A 21,424-nucleotide genomic window follows, 5' to 3' on the forward strand; every position below is an offset into this window, starting at 1 on the left:
TAACATCGCAGAAACGTGGGGGAACTGTATTGGGGGTGTGAAGATTTCGTATGGGTTTTTTTTATCATTCGCCTTCCTCCAAACATTTTATTTAAAATGGAATTGTATCATCGTCATCACTTACATCATCCTTCATAAAGGAGTCAATGACATATTGAAGTTCTCCCTTGACCCTTGGGTGTTTCATACGCTCACTTACAGTTGAGTACAGCTCATCTACTAGGTCCGCCAGTGGAGATATTTCGTTATTCCTACATAGGAAATTGGTTCCAGTACCAGGTATATACATCCAAATTTCTTTAGCAAAAGCATTAGGATCATTTACTCGATAAACGCTCTTGCTGATATTCATAATGTAAAGAATTGATCCATTTTTTAAACGTAAATTGAAACAATCACCATAGATGCTGGTTTTACAGTCAAAACTCTTAGAAACAAAAACAACTCTAGAAACTTCGTTTGGGTAATCTCCTTCACCTTCTTCGTAAAAAGTTTCATAACTAAGAAGCGGATGATCTGAATAACTATTTTTATCAGTTTCAGCTCGATTTAGCCAGTCTGCGGACTCACAATTCCAATCTAATTTATCATCTATTGTGTCCTTATTTAATTTCTCCAAGAAAGATAAGAGATATCTTTCGTTAGGTGTCATTTCCGTAAGTTCTACATTTAATAGTGTGTTAATGCTTACGTTCAAAGAGTCTGCAACATTCATAATAAAGTCGATCCCCGGTTTTGTATTACCCTCTTTGCTTATCCTTGATATGTAACCAGGGCTTACACCTGCATCGCTTTCCAACTCACCAATTTTCTTCCCAGCATCTTTCAAAAGATAAGCTATATTGTCAAGCATCAACTTTTTGTTGAACTTTTTCGTCATTATCCCACCTCCTTTTTACTTGTCTAGGATGATAATATCACGATTTAACATAACTGTCAAATAATATTTGTAACTTTACCTATCATTCAAGTTATTTTTTTATTTGACGAACAAAAAGCAGACCATTACTTCAGGCCTGCTTTTAATTAAGTGGACAAGTCATGTCCATTTTTTAACGTTTTTTTTTTTAAGTTCTATCCCATAGGGCGCCAAGTACTCTTGAATCGCCCATAGTGGCTCCGGATATTTCAGTAGAAGAGCTTCTTTTATCCATTGATGCTCAACTTTCATCGGTTGTAATTTACAGTTCAATACATCCATAAGTTTTTCACTTAATATAGGTGGTAAATTTAGTCCAAAACAAATAAGTGCCGCTGTCTCAACAGATGGAGCTGTTTCACCCCTAACAGTACGGCTTATTGTTTTAGGGTCGCGATCAATTGCATCGCCCAAATCAGTGTATTTCATCTCTCGCCAGTCTAATAGTAGCTTCATGCATTGTTCAGGGTCATCGGTCATCTGCTTTCGGATAGCAACGTACTCTTCATGTTGTTTTCTCCTCATAGCAACTTGACGCTCCTGTGGGGCGTTCTGGTATCCGTTATGATATTTAATCTCGAAAGTTATATCACTCGACTCACGGTTCAAGAAACACTCCGTATGGTATTTACCCGCAACCTTGCTTCTAACAGACATATCAAAAACAAGGCAGCATTCATCCATATGAAAACGAGCATAATCGGTTAGGTCAAGTTTGCCGTTTTCATCAACCTGAACATACAGAGGAGCATTATAGACATAGTGATTATCAATAAACAGATAGTCACCATTTTCAGTTAAAGCACGAAGTTCAGGGTTAATGATACGTTCGACGGCCGCGTCCTGAGCAGATATAGAAAAAGTCTGATTTCTCTTAAGCGTTCCTTTTTTGAATCCATGAGGTTTAATGTATCGGCCATCTAGGTAAGTAAATGTACCTATAGCCTCTTCATATCCAGCGTCAATCATACGTATTTTAGCCGCTAGCCTTGATACACAAAAGAATGCTGCTAAAGCATCTATAACTGGTTCCATCACATCAATAAGCATGGTGGTTCCAAATTGTTGTTTATACTGCTTAATAAGCTCAAAAGCCTTTGTCTTAAACATAGGTAGGGGCATTTGGATTCTTGGTGCTAGGGCATTTGCTTGCCATTCCATCCAATCAGTAGCCTCTTTATTGTTGTTTTTTATTCCTCCAGCTACCTGACACTTTATTTTGGTTGCACTGCTATTATAGAGCTTTTCCAGTTCAAATGCTTTTCTGTGTTTATCCCAGTGCACACATTCATGAACAATGGTATTATTTACAGCACCCAAATTACGTAGAAAATAGGCTTTAGGATCAACAAATATAGTCTGGGCTCTGACTGATGTACTTATGTATTCATGCTCATCTGGGTCATAGAAATCTGCCTCGCTCTCGTGAAAAAATATCTGCCCAAAAACAGATAAGTCTTCTGTAATATCCCTCAAGATAACTTCCAGGCCCATTTTTTCAGCAAGTTTTTTTGGTTCAAGCGGCATAGGTTTTTTCAAGACCGCAGGATAGTGCCTTTGCAAAAAATCATTGGCTACAGCATCAAGCTGTTCCTTTTTAATATAAGGAACCAACGAGTCCGATAACGGTTGGGGGTTCTTGTTCTTTTGGCTGTAGAGACATATTTCTCTGATTACAAAATCATCCAGGCTACATTCTAAATCCCCAGAGCATCGTAACAAAAACCACTTGTTAAATAGATCGTAATCATCATAGTGGTAATCGCCCTCTGTGACCTCGATTTCCGCATCTATGATAACATCAAACTCAATTTTGAGCTCTGGTAGATCCCCCACTGATACAAATTTGACTTCAATTTCTGAAAGAGATATTTCTCCAATATTCTTAACATTTTTCAAGTCTAGATCTAAGTTGTCGGGGTTTTCTTCAATATACTTTTCAATAGCAGAATAAAATTCGTTATAAAACCTGCTGGAAACATAGTCAGTAAAAGAACGATTAGCCGCCATAGAACTCCCCCTTAATTTAACAAATTAGCCACTAGATTTTCTTCAATGGCATTCCCCATAATATTCAATTCCAAAATGTAACCGGTCGCAACACGCTTTCCCTTAACACTGTACTTACATCACTCCCTTGTTGACGACATATTTAATAATATACCATAGTCACATATTTTCAGAAGAAGAGCACAACAATTATGATTAAGAGTTGTGCTCTCAAAATAGTTTTAATTAATCTTTAATGTGATACCAATGTTTCAGTGATCTACAAAGTAGCAGATTTAATGTATTTCTCGCTTTACTCTTGAGCTTCCTCTATTTTTTCATCTTCAAGTTTTAACGCCTGAGTATAAAGATCATCTGCCTTCTTACGTACTGTCTCAATATATTTTTCATCATCGTATTTTTCGTGTGCTTTTTGGGATATATATGACAGTTGTCGATGAACCTTAATTTTTTTATCAAACTTAGGGATTCTGATTGGCAGCCTAATTTTAAAAGTTCTCTTGTCTGAGGACGACAAAATAAACTTTTCAACGATATTCGAGTTTAGAATCGCACAAATATAATGGGCTTCACTTTTTGTAATAAAATCTCCGTCTACATTTTGCGATATAGATACACAATGGTTTTGAAAAGCTGGTGGTTTTTCTCCACCCCAATCAGTTTTAATAGTACCTGTAACAGCTGAAACCCATTTAGTATTATCTCTAAATAATACATAATATGGTGCATGTGAATAAGCACCTGTTCTTGCTAATGCATAAAACTCTGCAGTATCATCGTTAATAAGTTTGTTGCTATATTGTGTCTGCCCTTCAAGATAAGGTCTGTTCTCCATAAAATAATTATACAAGAGCTTCGAATTTTCATATATTTCGCTGGAGGGGATAGGGGTTTTACTTCTCTCGCGATCATACGGAAAAGCCACAATGTATTTCGATTCTTCAATATGAAATCTTTTTATGTCAACTCCTTTTACCAGAGGCCTAAGGTATTTAGTTTCTATTTCTCTTTGTTTCTTTGGAACTTTAAATTTCGACCGATTGCTTTGGTAGTTTTCAACTTTAACTTTATTGCCTTTTATTTCGATTAATTTAAGTAATTGAACCTCTTGAGGATAAAACTCAACCCCTTCTCTCCCAATATAGTTACTACTTCCCGAAATTAATCTAAAGTTTTCTGCCTCACTATTATTTAATGAATAACTAAAAGCTGTAATATTTTTATTAAGTCTTTCCAACTTCGCTTCGTCAACATTAAAATATTCATTAAAATTAGTGCTAGATATTTTGTTGGAAATCCGTCGTAAGTTTAGCCCATCTTTCAATTTTACAAATTTTAGGCTAACTCCATTTTGATAACTCTGTTTTTTGTCAGATATAATATAGGTGCAAAACAATTGTTGTACTGGATGAAATGGGTGACCAGATCGGGTCCAATCTGTAACCTCTTGTAAATATAACTGCCTTCCATCCTTAAGTTTTAAATTCCTAAAGCCTTCATAGCTCTGTTGAAATAAAATAGATTGGGGCATTAGAAAAGCTAATACACCGTTTTCTTTTAACCAGTTTTCAGCCGCGATATTTGTTATTAGTGCACATATATTTAAACTTATCCCTCCAGTTCTTACATCTCCTGAAAATAAATCTCGCGAAACACAAGAAGCTTTTATGTTTTCTCTATAAACTGAAGGAAGCGATTTCCAATCAACCCACGGTGGATTCCCCACAATAAGATCAAACTTTCCAAGGGTATTAGTTATGAAAAAATTAGTAATGCTATTTATGAGACTGGTTGTAAGCAAGCCCTCTTCATTAAGCTTTTTGAAGTTGCCAAGAATATGATCCAAATCTTCTTCAGAAGCATCTTCACTTAGTTGTGAAAGTTTTCCCTTTATTTTTTCATCGTCATTTGTCCTTAAATAGACTTGTATATCTTGCATGATTTGAGTATATCTGTCCTTACTTGATAAAAGATCCACCGGAAATCTAATTTCTACGTTCTCATTAGACGCTTGAATGGTTTTACAAATATATTTTTTATCTTCACTCATCATATCAGCATTAGAAACAGTTGAATCACCAATATAAACAGGTATATGGAAATCATAAGCTTCGCTAATGATATCGGATACACCTATAAAATAATTTATTCTAGCAAGAATAACAGCTAGGATGTTAGCATCTATCATTGCAACTTCATTCAATATTTTTTTCAATTTGATATCATGTTCAAAATTTTTATAGGCTTCTCTTTTTCTGTGTATAAAATCAATAATGAAAGTTCCAGATCCACCAGTTGGGTCTAACACTCGTAAACCATCATGATATTCTATTGGCAAATGATCCAGCGCTTGATTGTTAACATTCTCTGTTAACCACATGTCTGTGTAATATTCACCTAAAGAGTGTCTAACACTTGATGGCATAATTGCCATGTACAAATCTCTAAAAAGGTCCTCTGTTCTCTCTGTTAAAGCAGGCCTATCTTCATATTTTTTAAGTATTTTTATTATTGAATCTATTGACAGGTATATGTCTCGTGACCACTGTTCACTTCTAAATGGCCACACAAAACACTCTATCTCAAGCAAGTTATATATACCAATGCTGTTTGAAGCATTCCCGTTCGCAATATTTTCTAATTCTGTTCTAGCTACCTGGTAATCTAGATTGGTGAAATCAGCCAACGAAAAATCAATTCTATCGTGTTTTATTGTAGACACAATCTTGTAAGCTAATAAGATTGCAATTATTGCAACTGAAGTCTGCAAAGCGAATAAAATTTTATACTCCTCTTCTGCTTTTATTTCATCAAGGTCCACAATAGCAGATAAATCTCTTCTTCTGTTCTCAATTGCTGTTTGTTGAGAGATGTCTTCGTGAGATAGTCCAAAGTTACTTTTCCAAAACTCAAAGTCCAGTTTTGTAGTTGAAGTCATTTCACTAAGCGAAGCATATAAAGATTTTGTTAAACTATCGACAGGACTACTACCCGCTGATTTCTTCTCAATTAAATCTCGAATCAGGTTTTCTGAACTTAAAGCGGCTAGAGATAATTCCATGATAGAACGAATAAGCCTGTCTAAAGCTTGAGCATTAAAATCTTGCCTAGCTTCTTCTACTATCGAACCATTTGTCATCTGAATAAATTGGCACTTTAATCCATCAGTAATAATAGCTAAATAGTCACCTTCTTCTTCAGCATATAAAGCATTTAAGTAGTCAATTGCTTGATTTGCCGCATCTTTAATCAGGTTGTTAGTGTTGTAGTTATCCTTGTATTTGTACTCTATTATAACCGTATTGATTTTCGAATCTATTCTACCGCTTTTTTTATTTGGGGATGATAATGGATGAAATTTCGTACCATCAGGTTCTGGAAATTTTACAGTTCTTTCCTTAAAAGGTCTATATCCTTCAAACCCCAGTGGTTCCAATACATCATTAGATATATTAAGTAATGTGTGATCTACAATGAAGGCAGTATCCGCCTCACTATTTGCAGATTCCGCATGGTCATTTATTTTTCTTGTCATATTATCTAAAAAGCTTGAAAACTCTTTACTGCTTAGACAGTACTCCAGCCCTTTCCTTTTACTCTCCTTCATTATTTCCTCTAACAATCCCAGTCTTGTGTTATTGCCCATCAAACTCCTCCTCGATTTTTGTTTATTTTTTAAATCTAAAATTCAGAAATACTCTTATAGCAGTTACCTTAGTAATTTATCATGCCCACTAAATTATATCAGAACACTCGTGTTTTTGTCAATCTTATTCTGATTTTTTCTTGCTATGTTCTCGCAACAGAGGTAATATATTCATGCTAAATACTAATTAAGGAGGTTATTATTTGAATACTATTGCTATATCCAATCAAGTTAAACACAAGCTTCCCACACAGGCTCGAACAATTATTTGCGGTCTATATGACAAGTTCAGGTGTTATGGTAAAATCCACTATCTCAGAATCGAAAAAGATATTAACAATTCCAGTAAACCTGGCATAACAAGATTTACACATTTTGTGCCTGAGCTTAATCTAGAGTACTGTATCCTTGTCAGGAGAATGTTTTCAAGTGAAACAGTAGATGTTATAATTTTTCATCACAACAATAAGAAGTATATGATTTTAGCAAAAGAATTTAATGAAATGGTTAATAAGTATTAACCAGGGGTTTTATTCTCTAAATGCATTATTTTAAGATTACTGCACACATCAAAGAAATTTAAACATCTATCTTGTCTCCACAACCCCTATGAAAATAGGGGTTATCTAATCTGTCAACTCAACCCTATCACATTCAAGACAGTTGATATGTTCCCGAAAACAAAAAAAATAAGGGTTTCCTAATATGAGCACCTCCGGCAAAACAGCCTCGAGAAAAACTCAATATCTGGAAACCCTTTATTTATAAGCTTTTTCAGTATCTAAAACATCGTATTCACCTTTACCCTTGACATCAATACTACACACTCCACATGCCCACTATGAGGGAACATGTCCACTGGCTGAACTTGCTTTAGTTCATACTTTTTTTCTTGGCATAGATACTTTAAATCTCTGGCTAAGGTTGAGGGGTTACAGGATACATATACCACCTTGTGTGGTGATATTTCTTTTATTGCATCTAGCAGCTTTTCATCGCACCCTTTTCTTGGTGGATCCACCACTACTACGTCATATTTATCTCCTTTTTTAGCTTGATCTACTATAACTTCTTCCGCTTTTCCTACCTTGAAGTGGGCATTTTTTATGCCGTTTATTTTTGCATTTTCTTTGGCATCTTCTATGGCTTGTGGCACTATTTCCACTCCTAGCACCTCTTTTGCTTGCTGGGCTAAAAATAGCGAGATGCTTCCTATACCGCAATATGCATCTAACACTTTTTCTTTGCCGGTGAGGCTGGCATATTCTAAGGTTTTGCCATAGAGGATTTCCATTCCCTTAGGGTTAATCTGGAAAAAAGACAGCGGGGAAATCTTGTACTCTATACCACTTACTTGTTCTGTTATGTAGCCATTTCCAAACATGGTTAAATTCTTAGTTCCCATAACGACGTTGGTTTTTTTAGAGTTGATATTAAAAACTAGAGTATCTACTGCTTCTAAACTTTTAATCCTATCGACAAGCTCTTTCTTTTTATGGAAATCTTCTTTTGTAACTACTAGTATCGCCATTAGCTCATCGGTGTTAAAGCCAATTTTAGTAACTATGTGACGGACTATGCCTTTGCCTGTTTTCTCGTTGTAAGTAGGTATGTTAAGGTGATGTAGTTCTTTAGAAATTCTGTCGAGCACTTGATTACTTTTAGGATGCTGGATATGACAGTTTTCTAGCGGTACTATTTCGTGGCTCTTAGGCTTATAAAATCCTGCCACTGTTTTCCCGTCAACTACCCCTACCGGTGATTGAACTTTGTTGCGATATTTTTTATCTCCAGCTGTTAAGGTATGGTGGATTATTGGATCATTAAATCCTCCGATTCTCTCTAGTGCATCTTTTACAAGCTTTCTCTTTAGCTTCAGCTGATATGAGTAGTCAGTATGCTGAAGATTGCAGCCACCGCATTCATGATAAGTTGGGCAATTTGGTTTTATCCTTTGTGGCGATGGGTTTAAAACTTCTTTGATTAAACCACGGCCGTAATTTTTCTTTAAGCTGATTATTTCTATTTCCACCTTATCTTCAGGAAGGCCTTGGGGCACAAAAACCGTAAAACCATCTATTTTTCCCACACCTTCCCCTTGGTGGGTAACATCTTCAATTGTAACTATGTATTTATTTCCTTTTTGTAAATTAGACATCTATAGTTTCTCCCTCGTTTCTCTTTTTTGCTTACAATTATTATAACTGTTTTAATAGGCGAAAACAAAATTTACTATAAAGTAAAACTTCAATCAGTGTTTTTTTCTTCTTCCCTGCGATAAAAAAACTCCAATTCCCTCTTTCAAACTTAAGGGATTTGAAGTTTTGTCTGAAATTTATTTATAGGTTGACCAACCTAATATATCATATATTATTCAGTATCTAATCAATCCTTCTGCTATATTTACTAAACCAGCAATAACTAAAAAGTATGCTACTAGATGATGGATATTTAATATGTTTAGCGCGCCTATTATAATAAAGATTGATCCTAAACTGATTCGAATTACCCTATCTACATCTCCAACATTTTTTCTAAAGTTTGACCGCATTTAATCACCTCTAAATTAATGCCTAACTAGTATTATTATGGTGATTAAGCGTACTTTCTATCCTCGGCTTTTTAAATACAAATGTTCTACGCTGTTTGCTTTTAAAAGTATTGTGTCTTTTTTTGTAATCTCAAAAACGTGAAAGCCTGTATCTGAAGTAGGAAATCTAATATTTGTATTTACCGGCAACTTAAAAATTGCTTTATACAGCATCGAAATAGTCCCTCCATGAGCTACAATGCAAACAGTTTTCTGCCGGTTATTTTCGAGGTTTTCATCTTTAAATTTATGCCAAAATAATTCTATTCTAAATCTAAAATCTATTGTAGATTCGCCATTTGGTAACGGTCTGTAAATCTTTTCTTCCGATTGTGGAGGAAATCTCTTCTCAGCTTCTTCAAAGGTAAGACCTGCTAAGTCGCCGTTGTTTATTTCCAATAACTGATCAACTTCAATGGGCTGACGCATAATCTTTCTACCCAAGATCTGAGCCGTTTCTTTCGCCCTTTTTAAAGGACTGCAGTATACCTCGTCAATTCCAAAATATGTAGATAAGTAGTTGGCCAACGCCTTAGCTTGTTCTTTGCCTAGACTTGTCAATTCAAAGTCAGCTCTACCTTCATGCCGACCAGAAATATCTGCTTCTGATTGCCCATGTCTTAACAAAATTAACCTTAACATCAGCCCTCTTCCCTTCTATGTTTATTGTAGAGCTCATCCTTACTTTTGTACATTTTTGTATCTGAAATCCCAACTAATTTATTGTAATCTATGGCTTCGTCTGGAAAGGTTGCTATTCCATAACAAAAACTTGTGTTTATGGATATCCCATTTACATCAATAGGATTTTCTACTTTTTTCTTAATAAGCTCTAACCTTTCTTTTAATTGTCCCTTGCCACAGTTAGAAAAAACGGCAACAAACTCATCTCCGCCAAGTCTTGCCACATACTCATCTTGCTTTAATGCTTGTTTTAATATATTAGCGAAATTTTTAATCAATGAGTCTCCAGCTAAGTGCCCGAAAGTGTCGTTAATATCTTTAAGACGGTTTAAGTCAAATATCACTAAATAGAACTTATTTTCGTTATCTATTTTTTCATTAATAAGGGTTTCAAAGTATCTTCTGTTATAAACACCTGTCAAGTCATCATATCTGCTTAGATACAGTGTCTTTTCATGCAGCTGTCGTTTGTTAATAGCTATCGCTACTTGCTTTCGTACATACTCCATTAAATTCCAATCTACTTCATCAAAAATATCGTTTTCTTCACATTCTATGCTCACAAAGCCATATAACTTATTGTCCACAAAAATAGGCCCACACATCGAAGATCTTGGTATTATGTCCATGTCATTATCTAGGATTGTATGGTATTGTGTCGGAAGATCTTCTTTTAGGTTATTTATAATGACTGTTTTATGAATTCGACCACCTGTCTTTTGGTAGATAAAGGCATCTTCTAATTTTATTTTAAACTTGTCAACTTGTCCTTTGCTATACCCTTTACTTGCACTAATTCTCAATTCATTGTTTTCATCAAGAACTAGTACGGATGCTAAGTCGCTCTTATTAATTGCTGCAGTTATTTTGTTTAATATGAAATCAAACAACTCATCTGCTTTTTCTATCTCTACTATGGCATGACTGATTTCTAACATCGCATCCTTTATTTTTAGTGATTGGGCTAGTTTTTCCTTTCTTAGCTTAAAGGGTGTAAAATCCTGAATTATCCCATGGGTTACATCTTTTTTAAAATCATATTCAAACCTTAATCCAAGCCACTTTACTTGACCAAGGTGGTTATACCGCCCTTCATACCAATCACTTTTTCCTTTTGCTTGTTTATTAAGAAGTCTATGTATGATTTGGTCTTTTTGTGAGCTGAAATAAGTGGTTATTATATTTCTAATATCATTTCGCTCATAGTTTTTTAAACCCAAAAAACTTAATACTTGATTTGATACTTTGCTGCTACCTTTACTATGATCAAACTCCCAACTTCCAACGCCAGCAAGCTCCTCGGTTATTATACTATCTTCATTTCTATTCATAACTACCCCCTGAGAAATTGTAATCATAACTTTCACCCAGTTTTAAATCAAGCATTTTTAGGCTATTTTATATTTTTCATAACAAAGCCAAGGAGTATGCTATTAAGAATGTCTGGTTTTTCAAAAATAGTCACATGACCACAATCAGGTATAATAACGTGTTCAGAGTTCGGAATATTATCTGCAATTATTTTCGAGAATTTTCTAGGCTTTAGTATATCATCTTCTCCACACACCACCAAAGCAGGACATTGAATGTTACACAGTTCTTCTGTCATATGTACATCCTGCTCAAAAGTATCATATAGCTGTACCTGTCCATCAAAATAATCATCAGGCGCGTTAGCCACACCTTTAGCTCTTGCCTTCAATGTATTTAAATTTTTTTCAATAAAGCTATTATGATAAATAGTCGGCGCCATACCCCAGAAGAATTTTTCAGCGTCCCTATCTTCAGCTGCAGTTTTCCACCCTCTAACAAAAAGTTTTAAAGTTTCATCTAATTCACTTACAGAGTCTATAATGGAGATGGTTTTTACAAACTCAGGGTGATCGATTGCCATGCGCATTGCCACCTCACCACCATAAGATGTTCCTATAAGGTGTGCTTTTTTTATGCCTAAGCTTTTCATAAGTTCAACTGTTTCGTCAGAGTGTTCCGAAAAGGTATAAGGTCCTTTAGGTTTATCTGATAGCATTTGCCCTTTAAAGTCATGAAGCAGGATTTTGAAATTATGATTTTCAAATATAGGCAGCTGTAATATCCAGCTACTGACCGACGCCATAACCCCATTTAAAAAGACTATAGCTTCTTCGGCATCTGGGTTTCCTTTTATATCATAGTATAGGTTAACACCGTTAATGTTTTTTTTAGGCATAATAATACGCTCCTTTTATAATAACTTTTTACAGCATCAAAAATTTCTTGTCAGTATACCCTAATCATACTATTTAAATAATCTGTTAGCAATATTTTATGATTAAAAGTAAAAATAAAAATGTTTGCCTATTTTTATTAGGCATATCAATTAATTTTCTAGCAGCTATTTTATGCACGAACCCTTCTGCCTCTCATACTATAAAACAGTATCTACTTAGGGAGGGAGTAAGGTGACTAAGGAAAAATCAGCTCTGCTAGCTATTTTAGCTAGTATTTTTTTAGTAGTATTAAAACTTTCTGTTGGTATAGCTGCTAATTCCGTTAGTATAATATCTGACGCTATGCATTCATTTATGGATGTATTAGCTTCCACTATGACCTTTTTTGCAATTCGATTTGCTCAAAAGCCGCCTGATAAATGCCATAATTTTGGTCACGGGAAAATTGAAGACCTAGCCGCAGTAATTCAAAGTATACTAATCTTGATGGTTTCTGTTACGATAATTAGGCAAGCGTATATTCGTATAGTTGAGCAAAATTATATTACAGATACGACGTTAGGTATAGTTGTAATGCTTGTATCTATTGCCATTCATGGCTTAGTGGTTTGGAATATGTTAACTGTTGCCAAAAAAGAAAATTCCATTGCTTTGCGTGCTAATGGGTTACATCTTTTAACGGATATTATCACTTCTGTAGGAGTTGTTATAGGTCTTGTCTTTATCCATTTCACTGGACTTAAAATATTAGATCCTATAATAGCAATGGTTGTCGCGCTAATAATAATAAAAACCGGATTTTCCATAGGCAGGGATTCTTTAAAAAGTTTGTTGGACAGTTCGTTAAGTGAAAAAGATATTCAAAAGGTCAAAGATATTATTGAGAAATACTCACCACCAATTATGGAGTACCATAAGCTACGGACTAGGAAGATGGGTGGAGATAAGCAAATGGATGTTCATATAGTGCTACCTAAAGATATGAATATAAAAGAGGCGCATGATCTGAGTATTGATGTACAGTCGGAGATAGAGAAGAGTTTTAGAGACGCTAAGGTTGTAATTCATTTAGAGCCTAAAGAATAGTTCGATAATCAAAAAAGATAGACCATATCAACTTTTGATATGGTCTATCTTTTTTGACATTATTAAAGTTTTACTTTATAGGCTGCTTCATTATATAAAAAGAAAATTTCTCTTTGTTTATAGTAGCGCTTACTTTCTCATACTTCTTCATACCGATATCTTGATATAAAGATATCGCTTTTTCATTGTCTGCTTCTACATCTAGTACTATATTTTTTAAACCTAGGTTTTTGCTTTCATTATATACATAATCTAGCAACTTTTTTCCTAAGCCTTTTTTTCTGAAATTCGGTGAAATAGCTAGATTGCTTAGATAAAATTCATCATCTTCTACTTTTAAAAACTTCTTCTCCGCGAGGATAGACCTAATTAAAACCACTGGGGAATATAGCTTATAATGCTTTAAAATTACCAGTCCAGATTTAAAAGTTCTTATAAATTCACCTTTTCCTGTATATCCCAACACTAGTCCCGCATGGCGTCCATCTACCATAATAAATTTACAATATTGATAACTAAAGATTGATGAAGGAGTTTTATATAGCTTATTAATCAACACTCTAAAATCAGATCCCAACAAAGCTCTAAAAAAGCTGGGAGCAGACATTTCAATCAACATTGTAGCTATTTCACTATCTTCTATTGTCCCTTGTTTAAATTGTATATTTTCCAATTTGTTTCCCCCTGATATATGCCTTTACTTTATTATAAGTTTGCTATTAATGTTTGTTACTTTCGGAAGCAAAATGTCCTGTTTTTAAAAAAGAGAAAACATGCTTTTGGACCTTTGAGGAGTTCATGATAAAGGTGTGGTTTTCTTCAACCGTGATGAAATCTTTCATTCCCTCAATTTTTGTATTTTCTACAGTAACCTTGCCGTCGTTTTTTTTACCCTTGAGAAAAAAACGAGAAAAGATTCTGTTTATGCTGCTAGTACCAGCGATAACTCCTAAAGAAAAGTCCACTCTTTGGGGCAATTTTTGAGCTATCCCCTGCGAGTCTGTGCCCAGTTCTAAAGCAGCAGGACCCAAAACCCAATACAATAAAGGGGTTTTTCGCATATAGTCCACCACCTGACTCCCTTTGTTGGGGGGAGCCAACATTACCACATGCCCCCAATTTCTCAAATGGTGTTTTTCAGCTATAACCCGTAAAATAATTCCTCCTAAAGAGTGCGTTACAAAATTCAGCTCTTTTACTTCAGTTAACTTTTTTTCTTCTAGCATTTTATACACTAGGTCAGCAAGCTTGTTAATTTTATGTTTAGTAGAAGGATAGTGAAGGTTATAAACTATGAATCCACTCTCACTTAAAAATCTTTCCATTTTTTCCATAGCAGTGTTGGTTCTTCCTAATCCATGAAGAAGCACTACATATTTACCCATTTTTATCACCCTACCTGTTAAGGCATTTTAGTATTTCATAAGGGCTATCTACAACCTCATCGGCCCCATTTTCTCTAAGCTCCTGCGCACCTCGAAATCCCCAAGATACTCCTACGCCGAAAACGTCGGCATTTTGTGCGGTAACCATGTCTACATCGGAGTCTCCTACATAGGCAACCTCACTTTGTTTCACCTTTAACTTGTCTGCTATAGCTAAGAGAGATTTGGGGTCAGGCTTTAAAGGAGCTTTATCAGGGTCCCAGCCTTGAACCACGTCAAATTCCCATTTATCTAAGTATTTATCATATGCCTCTAAAGTAAAACTGTGAGGTTTATTTGATAAAATAGCAAGTTTAGTTCCTTGCTCTTTTAAATTAGTTAAAGCCTTTCCTATTCCAGGGTAAAGTTTTGTTTTGTTGTCCCAGTTTTTTGCAAAGGTTTGACGCATATTTTCTGTGAATTTTTCAATATTTTCTCTATCTCGCATTTGCTTTGGTAACGCTCTTTTTACCATCTTGGGCATACCATTTCCCACAAAGTGTTTATAGCTATCAACAGGATGGGTAGGTAGGTTGGCTTCGCTAAGAACTAGGTTCATAGAATCGGCTATATCTTCTATAGTATCTAAAAGTGTTCCATCTAAGTCAAAAATAACTGCTTTTTTCATATACATCCTCTCCTTATTTAACATTTATTCCCGCTAGATATCCTGTTGAAAAAGCTATCTGTAGGTTAAATCCTCCGGTGTATGCATCTAAATCTAGCACTTCACCGGCAAAGTACAATCCTTGTACTATCTTAGATTCCATAGTTGATGGATCAACTTCCTTAACATCCACTCCCCCAGCAGTAATAATGGCTTCCTTAAACCCTCGCAGCGACAGCGGCGTTATTACAAGCCCCTTTAAAAGGTGAACAAGTCTTTGTCGTTCCTCTTTTGATATTTGATTTACCGGCTTGTCTTCGGGAATTTCGCTTAATTTTATCATCACCGGTATTAACTTTTTAGGCAGCAGCTCACCTAAGGAGTTTGCAAATATCTTTCTAGAATATTTTTGAAAATCTTTTTGTATTCTTTCGTCTAGCTTTTTTTCATCTAAGGCGGGCTTTAAATCTATCTTTATGGAAAAATCCCCTTTTTTAATATCTTGAATATGCCCGCTAGCGGATAAAGCCATGGGACCAGAAATGCCGTAATGGGTAAATAGCATCTCACCAAAATCCTCAAAAATCAGCTTTCCATCTTTAAACAATTTTAGCTCTGTATTTTTAAGAGATAGTCCCTGTAAGTCTTTTACCCAGTCTTCCTTAACTTCCAAAGGAGTGAGAGCTGGCTTTGGTGGTATTATGTTGTGGCCAAGCCTTTTGGCAAAATGATAGCCATCTCCTGTGGAGCCTGTGCCTGGATAGGATTTCCCGCCAGTAGCGACTACAACGCTGTCACAGGGTATGCTTGTTTCATCTTTTAGTACCACTTTAGAAACTTTATTATCCTCAGCTTTAATTGATTTAACTACGCTATTATACTTTATCTCTACCCCTTGTCTTTTGGCATGCCTTTTTAAGGCATTTACCACATCAGCAGATTTGTCTGAGACAGGGAAAACTCGGCCTCCCCTTTCTACTTTGGTTGGCACATTTTGCTTTTCAATAAGCTGTATCACAGCGTTATTGTCAAAGGTATAAAAGGCGCTATATAAAAATTCTTTGTTATGTACAACGTTTGATATCAGAGTTTCTACGTCAGCGCTATTTGTAATATTGCACCTACCCTTTCCTGTTATCAAAAGTTTTGTGCCTAATCTATCATTTTTTTCAAGCAAGGTTACGGCATGTCCCCTGCTAGCTGCCGTAGCAGCTGCTAAAAGACCAGCAGCTCCCCCGCCTATAACTACAATTTGTTTATTATCCAAAGCTGTCACCTCGTTTTCATTAAGAACCTATACTATTAATGTTAGCATATTTTAGCATTGTTAACCATATGAGAAGTTGGATGTGGGAGGTTAGAAGTGTAAAAGTAAAATAGTAAAGCCATGAGGCTTTACTATATGCTGGTTCATATGAGCTCGGTGCAATCATTCCTCGCTATCTGACATTGCTTTGTATTCTTCTACATAAGCGTCTATAACCATTCTAAAATATTTGGCATGTTTTTCTGGGCTTTTATCCTCCTTAAAGGATATGTCTTGTATGGTGCCTGAAATATTTTTGTATGCCCTTTTCAGTTGTTCAACTTCTTTATGAGCTTTTTCGAGGTCTGCTCTGTCTATTGCATCTTGGGTAGCATTAAGCTTATCATCATAAAAGTTAAAAATATCATAGGCACTTAAAAGACCGTAATTAAGAAGGTATTCCGAAGCATAAAGTTGAAAGTGTCTGTCCAAAAATCCTCTAGCTGTTTTAATGCGTTCCTTTGATTGTTTTACCTCTTTTAGGTGTGCCTTTTTTTCTTTGCTGTCTAAATTGGACCAGTTTTCATTTAAGTTATTAAGTGTAGAGTAAGTAGCTGTAATTTGCTCTTCCATGTAGCCAAATTGATTCGTTCTTTCTAAATAAGCTTTTTTGTCACCTTCTAAAGCATTATTATGTGCTGATAATGATATTACTAAAAGAGTTGCCATAAGAGAAAAAACTAAAGTATCTTTTACGCTAAGCTTCGTTACCTTCACATATAAGTACCGCTCAAAGATTATAAACAATGATATTGGCAGTATTAAAAAAACAATAACCAAAATAACATCAAATAGTAAGTTATAATGTATTTTGGCAGAAAAATTTAGTATATGCGATAAAACAGGAATTTCAAACTTGATGTTGTAAAGCAGCCAAACAAATACCAAAGTAGATATAGCAATAACTAAGCTTAGAATAAACTTAAGTATACTTGACATCAAAATCGGATTTTCTTTACTGTTAGAGTTGTTCACTTTTTTAGAGTATCCTGCGAAATAGTGGATGGATATAGCAAGCCATACTAAAGCATATACAGCCTTTGCAAAGCTAATAGAAACGCCAGAATACAGCACCATAAAAGCAGATAGTAAAGCAAGCGGCAGCACCACTTGTACTATTTTACCCCAATGTGTTTTTTCCATTTACTTCCCCCCTCGATTAGTCATCATTGTATCATTTTAGTAAATAATTGCAATTACCCATTTAAGTAATATGCATTTTTACGCTAAGATACCATAGGATGGCAACCTTATTATCTGTTCCCAACAAATGCCCAGATTCTGGGGTGAGTACGGCGGTGATTGTCATCCTGAACAAAGTGAAGGATCTGTGGGTTTATTTCTTTTGTATAGCTAAGAGGTCCTCTACCCTATCTGTCATTAGCTGATATGAATCGTAAACTCCTTGATTGTAAATTTCCGGTCCAATTTTTTCTATGAAAAAGTCCAAAATCAGTCCAGCGGCTAAGTCCCCTAGCTCTTCATCTCTTTCTTTTTGAAAATAATATTTGATTTCTTCTATCATGTTCTTTTTAATTTCATTTTCTAGTTTTATTTTGCTACTCATTTTACTCTCTCCTTTATAACCTATTATAGAAGATGGTTTGATTATTAAATAGAAAGGGCTTATTATTAGCCACCAAATACTGTCGGGGCCGGCACAGAGGCACAGCCCCTACCTCTTCGAGGTAATACATTTATTAACCTCTGACCTCCAATTACATATTACTACTACTGCCCCAGCAAAATTAGCTAATTGGGACGGTTACTTGGGCTTTACTTATTTAGGTTCTGCTTTTTGGTTAGTTGGATAGAAGATGGTTGGATGGTTGGATAGGAAGGGCTGTGTGGCCAACTAAGCCTATCGTATTAACCTATGGTCTATATCATATTTAGAGTACGCTTTTATTACATCCATAAAATGCTGATAAGTTATTTCAGCATTGCTCTCTCTACTTTCAGCTATGTCATAGATGTGGTTATAGGATCTTTTTAGCCATTTAACAATTTTTTTTGCTTTATCTAAGTCACCATCTTCTATTGCCTCTTGCGCTCTTATAAACTTTGTTCCATAAACCATAAAAACTGTGTAATGTTCTGAGCCGAATAGTGGAAGGTATTCTTGGTTATTGTTTTCAAATACTCTATAGTAATTATCTAGGGACTCCCTGAGAGTTGCTGCAAATTGTTTATGTTTTCTTGCGTTATTAATTTTTTCTTTTATCTCTACCGTATCAAATTCCTCCCAATTTTGACTTACTCGTTTTAAATAATAATTGGTCCAATAAATCTCTCTTTCCCAGTTTCTTAAATAACTTAGGTTTACTCTAGCTGCGTCCTGTCTCGTTTCAACTCCACCTTTATAGCTTGCAAAAAGTGATACTAATAAAATAGCTATTAGAGAGTACACTATAGCGTCTTTTATAGAAAAGAGTTCTAATCTCTTATACAATACTTTTTGAATTATAATATATAAAATCAAAAGAGGAATCACCAAAATAGCTAAAAACAAATAAACGGATTTTCGCACAAGCACCGAAAGCATAGGAATGCTGTATACAAATTCAGATATTAACAAGTTTAAAAAGATTGCACAACAAATAGCAACAGCTACACTTAAAATTAACTTTGGAAAGTTTTCACGCTCCCACATCTTTTGATCAGAAATGTAAACATTGCATTGATAGCTTGTGTAGCAATAATAGTAGATGGCTATTGCAACCCATACCGCTATATGTAAAACTTTTGCTTCAACTAAAATCATCAAAAACATTAATGTTGTCCAAACTAAAATTTCCCCTAGAATTTTTGACGTTTTAAATAGCCTATTCAAACTAAACTCCCCCAATCTTTATGCCCATTTTTAAATATTAATTATATTGTATCAAATTCAGATAAAAACTAAAGGCACAATATAGCTACTTCTATAATATAAAAACCAATTATCAAGCCATTTTCTTATTGATGTTTAGGGGCAGTTATAGGTGGTTGTAGGCCTAAAATCTAGATCCTTCGCTGTGGCTCAGGATGACAACAACGGTAAAGATGAAATGAAATTTCTAAACTAAAAAAAGTTGCACTTAAATTAAAGTGCAACTTTTTTAGTTTACGTCGCTAAATATTACAGCGGAGCATTTACATGGTGGTTTACCACAGTATTGGCATACAAATCCAGTTTGTAAGCTTTCTTCCTTCCAGTATAGCGGAAGCTCTAGCACCGGTTTTAGTTGATTTTTTTGTAGGATTTTTCTATGTTAATTCCTACTGGGGTTTTCCAAGCCACTGAACAAATGACCTGAGCATAGTCTCGCATTTGAGTTATTAAATCTTTAGCCAGCCTAGAGCCAATGCCTAGCTTTGTGCATTCTTTTTTAACAGCTATCGTTTTGAAAACACCTACTTTATCTGCTGTGCCAGCGACAAGTTTCACCTTTTCCCTTGGGATTTTTAGCTGCTTTGTCAAATCTGCAGCGGTAATCAAACTACCAAAGGAAAATCCTAGGACATTTTCTTTTTCATCAACAGCTACGTTGGCAACTTTTTCAGGTGAAGCAGCTAAATTTTCTAAGGTAGACTTATCCACATAGTCAATTCCAAGCTGCTCATTTGCTACTTCTATCATTTTTGCAAAATGTTGTTTCTCTGCTTGAACAATATTTATTTGTTTAATTTCCATCAAAATCTTGTCCGATATCTCTTCTATACATTTTTCCATCAAAGCTAATACTACTAACTTCCTTGTAAATTTTATTACGGCATTGGGTTACATTATCTGCTACCGAGACAAGGTTTAGCACTCTACCACCATTTGTTAAAAGTTTTCCACCTTCTAAGATGGTGCCGCTGTGGTACAGGTGACAGTCTTTTAGATCCTTTTCGATTATCTCTACACCTTTAGGGTATTTTGCTGGATAACCATCCATGGCTAGCACTACCGTCATAGCTTCTTTATCCATAATCTTTGGCTGCTTATCTAGTTCTCCGTTTATACAGTTCTTAATTAATATAGCTAAGTCTTCGTCAATAAGCTGCAAAATAGCTTGTGTTTCGGGGTCTCCAAATCTTGTGTTATACTCTAGCACCTTTGGTCCATTGTTAGTTAACATCAGTCCAGCATATAATACACCGGTAAATTCCATCTGACGCTTTTGTAAACTAGCTAAAGTAGGGCTAATAATTTTAGACATAATTTCCTGGTTAAGGTCCTCATCTATTAAGCGATTGCTGGCGATAGCTCCCATCCCACCGGTGTTAGGACCTTTATCATTATCGTAAGCACGTTTGTAGTCTTGTGCAGGCACCAACGGGAAAGCTTTATTTTTGCTTACTAGCACAATAAAGGACAACTCTCTTCCTTCAAGGAATTCTTCAGCAAAAACCTTTTGATTAGGATGACTTTCCATCAGTTTTTTAAGCTCTCTCTTGCCTTGTTCTTTTTCATTAACGATGATGACACCTTTTCCACCGGCTAAACCGTCAACCTTAAATACCAACGGAAGCCCCATTGAGTCCATAAGTTCTTGACCATGGTTTAAGTCCTTTACCTTTATATAAGATGCTGTAGGGACATTTCCATCTTCCATTATCTGCTTGGCAAAGGTTTTACTGCCCTCTAGTTGTGCTGCCTCCTTTGAAGGCCCAAAAATCAGCAAATTGTTTTTCTGAAAATAATCGACGATACCTTCAGTCAAAGGCAACTCCGGTCCTACAACTGTAAAATCAACATCATTATTTTTAGCAAAATCCGCTAACTGTTTAAAATCTTTAACATCAATCTCAGAGATTATTTTTATCTTGTGCAAATCAGGCTTAGGGGCAGTTCCTACCCAATATACTGTTTCAACCGAAGGACTTTGAGCTATTTTTTCACAAAGTACATGCTCTCGCCCTCCAGCACCTATAACCATAACACGCATAGTAATCCTCACCTCCACACTTTCTA

The 21,424-nt window shown here is 35.3% G+C and carries 19 protein-coding genes; 2 read left to right on the forward strand and 17 right to left on the reverse strand.

The window, feature by feature from the left end; translation table 11 throughout:
- Positions 1-91: 91 nt before the first annotated feature.
- The 3 genes from PRVXH_RS11635 to PRVXH_RS11645 form a co-directional block, all read right to left on the reverse strand.
- Positions 92-880: a helix-turn-helix transcriptional regulator gene (locus PRVXH_RS11635; protein ID WP_353892930.1), complete on the reverse strand. Its 789-nt coding sequence runs from the start codon at positions 878-880 to the stop codon at positions 92-94.
- Between the two features lie 159 nt (positions 881-1,039).
- The gene (locus PRVXH_RS11640; protein WP_353892931.1) at positions 1,040-2,929 is read right to left on the reverse strand and encodes a transcriptional regulator; all 1,890 of its coding nucleotides are present in this window, start codon (positions 2,927-2,929) and stop codon (positions 1,040-1,042) included.
- 292 nt (positions 2,930-3,221) lie between these two features.
- A complete protein-coding gene (locus PRVXH_RS11645) occupies positions 3,222-6,575 on the reverse strand; it encodes a hypothetical protein (protein ID WP_353892932.1) in 3,354 nt (1,117 codons plus the stop codon).
- Between the two features lie 203 nt (positions 6,576-6,778).
- On the opposite strand from PRVXH_RS11645, the gene PRVXH_RS11650 reads away from it, so the two are divergent.
- On the forward strand, positions 6,779-7,096 hold the full coding sequence (locus PRVXH_RS11650) for a hypothetical protein (protein WP_353892933.1): 318 nt from the start codon (positions 6,779-6,781) through the stop codon (positions 7,094-7,096).
- A 260-nt stretch (positions 7,097-7,356) separates the two neighbouring features.
- On the opposite strand, the gene rlmD is transcribed toward PRVXH_RS11650, so the two are convergent.
- The 5 genes from rlmD to PRVXH_RS11675 all read right to left on the reverse strand — a co-directional run bounded on the left by rlmD (position 7,357) and on the right by PRVXH_RS11675 (position 12,058).
- The gene (gene rlmD / locus PRVXH_RS11655) at positions 7,357-8,733 is read right to left on the reverse strand and encodes a 23S rRNA (uracil(1939)-C(5))-methyltransferase RlmD (RefSeq protein ID WP_353892934.1); all 1,377 of its coding nucleotides are present in this window, start codon (positions 8,731-8,733) and stop codon (positions 7,357-7,359) included.
- Between the two features lie 216 nt (positions 8,734-8,949).
- The gene (locus tag PRVXH_RS11660; protein WP_353892935.1) at positions 8,950-9,126 is read right to left on the reverse strand and encodes a DUF2892 domain-containing protein; all 177 of its coding nucleotides are present in this window, start codon (positions 9,124-9,126) and stop codon (positions 8,950-8,952) included.
- Positions 9,127-9,183: 57 nt separating this feature from the next.
- Complete coding sequence (locus PRVXH_RS11665) at positions 9,184-9,807, reverse strand: histidine phosphatase family protein (RefSeq protein WP_353892936.1); 624 nt, start codon at positions 9,805-9,807, stop codon at positions 9,184-9,186.
- Positions 9,807-11,180, reverse strand: a complete 1,374-nt coding sequence (locus tag PRVXH_RS11670; RefSeq protein WP_353892937.1) for a sensor domain-containing diguanylate cyclase — start codon at positions 11,178-11,180, stop codon at positions 9,807-9,809. Before PRVXH_RS11670 ends, PRVXH_RS11665 begins: the two co-directional genes overlap by 1 nt.
- Before the next feature lie 62 nt (positions 11,181-11,242).
- Positions 11,243-12,058 carry an alpha/beta hydrolase gene (locus PRVXH_RS11675; RefSeq protein ID WP_353892938.1) on the reverse strand — a complete coding sequence of 272 codons (816 nt, stop codon included), beginning with the start codon at positions 12,056-12,058 and terminating at the stop codon, positions 11,243-11,245.
- A gap of 232 nt (positions 12,059-12,290) precedes the next feature.
- Here PRVXH_RS11675 and PRVXH_RS11680 point away from each other — a divergent pair, with 232 nt between their 5' ends.
- Entirely contained in the window at positions 12,291-13,145 is an 855-nt protein-coding gene (locus PRVXH_RS11680; protein ID WP_353892939.1) for a cation diffusion facilitator family transporter, read from the forward strand.
- A 70-nt stretch (positions 13,146-13,215) separates the two neighbouring features.
- Here the strand turns inward: PRVXH_RS11680 and PRVXH_RS11685 are convergent, their stop codons facing one another.
- The 9 genes from PRVXH_RS11685 to purD form a co-directional block, all read right to left on the reverse strand.
- Positions 13,216-13,818 carry an N-acetyltransferase gene (locus tag PRVXH_RS11685; protein WP_353892940.1) on the reverse strand — a complete coding sequence of 201 codons (603 nt, stop codon included), beginning with the start codon at positions 13,816-13,818 and terminating at the stop codon, positions 13,216-13,218.
- 46 nt (positions 13,819-13,864) lie between these two features.
- On the reverse strand, positions 13,865-14,530 hold the full coding sequence (locus tag PRVXH_RS11690; protein ID WP_353892941.1) for a hypothetical protein: 666 nt from the start codon (positions 14,528-14,530) through the stop codon (positions 13,865-13,867).
- 10 nt (positions 14,531-14,540) lie between these two features.
- Positions 14,541-15,197 (reverse strand): HAD family hydrolase, encoded by a 657-nt coding sequence (locus PRVXH_RS11695; RefSeq protein ID WP_353892942.1) that lies wholly within the window; start codon positions 15,195-15,197, stop codon positions 14,541-14,543.
- A 13-nt stretch (positions 15,198-15,210) separates the two neighbouring features.
- Positions 15,211-16,443, reverse strand: coding sequence for an NAD(P)/FAD-dependent oxidoreductase (locus tag PRVXH_RS11700; RefSeq protein ID WP_353892943.1), 1,233 nt, complete (start codon positions 16,441-16,443; stop codon positions 15,211-15,213).
- 162 nt (positions 16,444-16,605) lie between these two features.
- Positions 16,606-17,625 carry a hypothetical protein gene (locus tag PRVXH_RS11705; protein WP_353892944.1) on the reverse strand — a complete coding sequence of 340 codons (1,020 nt, stop codon included), beginning with the start codon at positions 17,623-17,625 and terminating at the stop codon, positions 16,606-16,608.
- A gap of 193 nt (positions 17,626-17,818) precedes the next feature.
- On the reverse strand, positions 17,819-18,049 hold the full coding sequence (locus PRVXH_RS11710) for a DUF2164 domain-containing protein (protein ID WP_353892945.1): 231 nt from the start codon (positions 18,047-18,049) through the stop codon (positions 17,819-17,821).
- Between the two features lie 294 nt (positions 18,050-18,343).
- A complete protein-coding gene (locus PRVXH_RS11715; protein ID WP_353892946.1) occupies positions 18,344-19,315 on the reverse strand; it encodes a hypothetical protein in 972 nt (323 codons plus the stop codon).
- Between the two features lie 390 nt (positions 19,316-19,705).
- A complete protein-coding gene (locus PRVXH_RS11720) occupies positions 19,706-20,200 on the reverse strand; it encodes a hypothetical protein (RefSeq protein WP_353892947.1) in 495 nt (164 codons plus the stop codon).
- Positions 20,148-21,398 (reverse strand): phosphoribosylamine--glycine ligase, encoded by a 1,251-nt coding sequence (gene purD, locus PRVXH_RS11725; protein WP_353892948.1) that lies wholly within the window; start codon positions 21,396-21,398, stop codon positions 20,148-20,150. The genes PRVXH_RS11720 and purD overlap by 53 nt, the downstream gene beginning before the upstream one ends.
- Between the last annotated feature and the right edge of the window lie 26 nt (positions 21,399-21,424).

It is taken from the genome of Proteinivorax hydrogeniformans, from assembly GCF_040515995.1.
GTDB lineage: Bacteria > Bacillota > Proteinivoracia > Proteinivoracales > Proteinivoracaceae > Proteinivorax > Proteinivorax hydrogeniformans.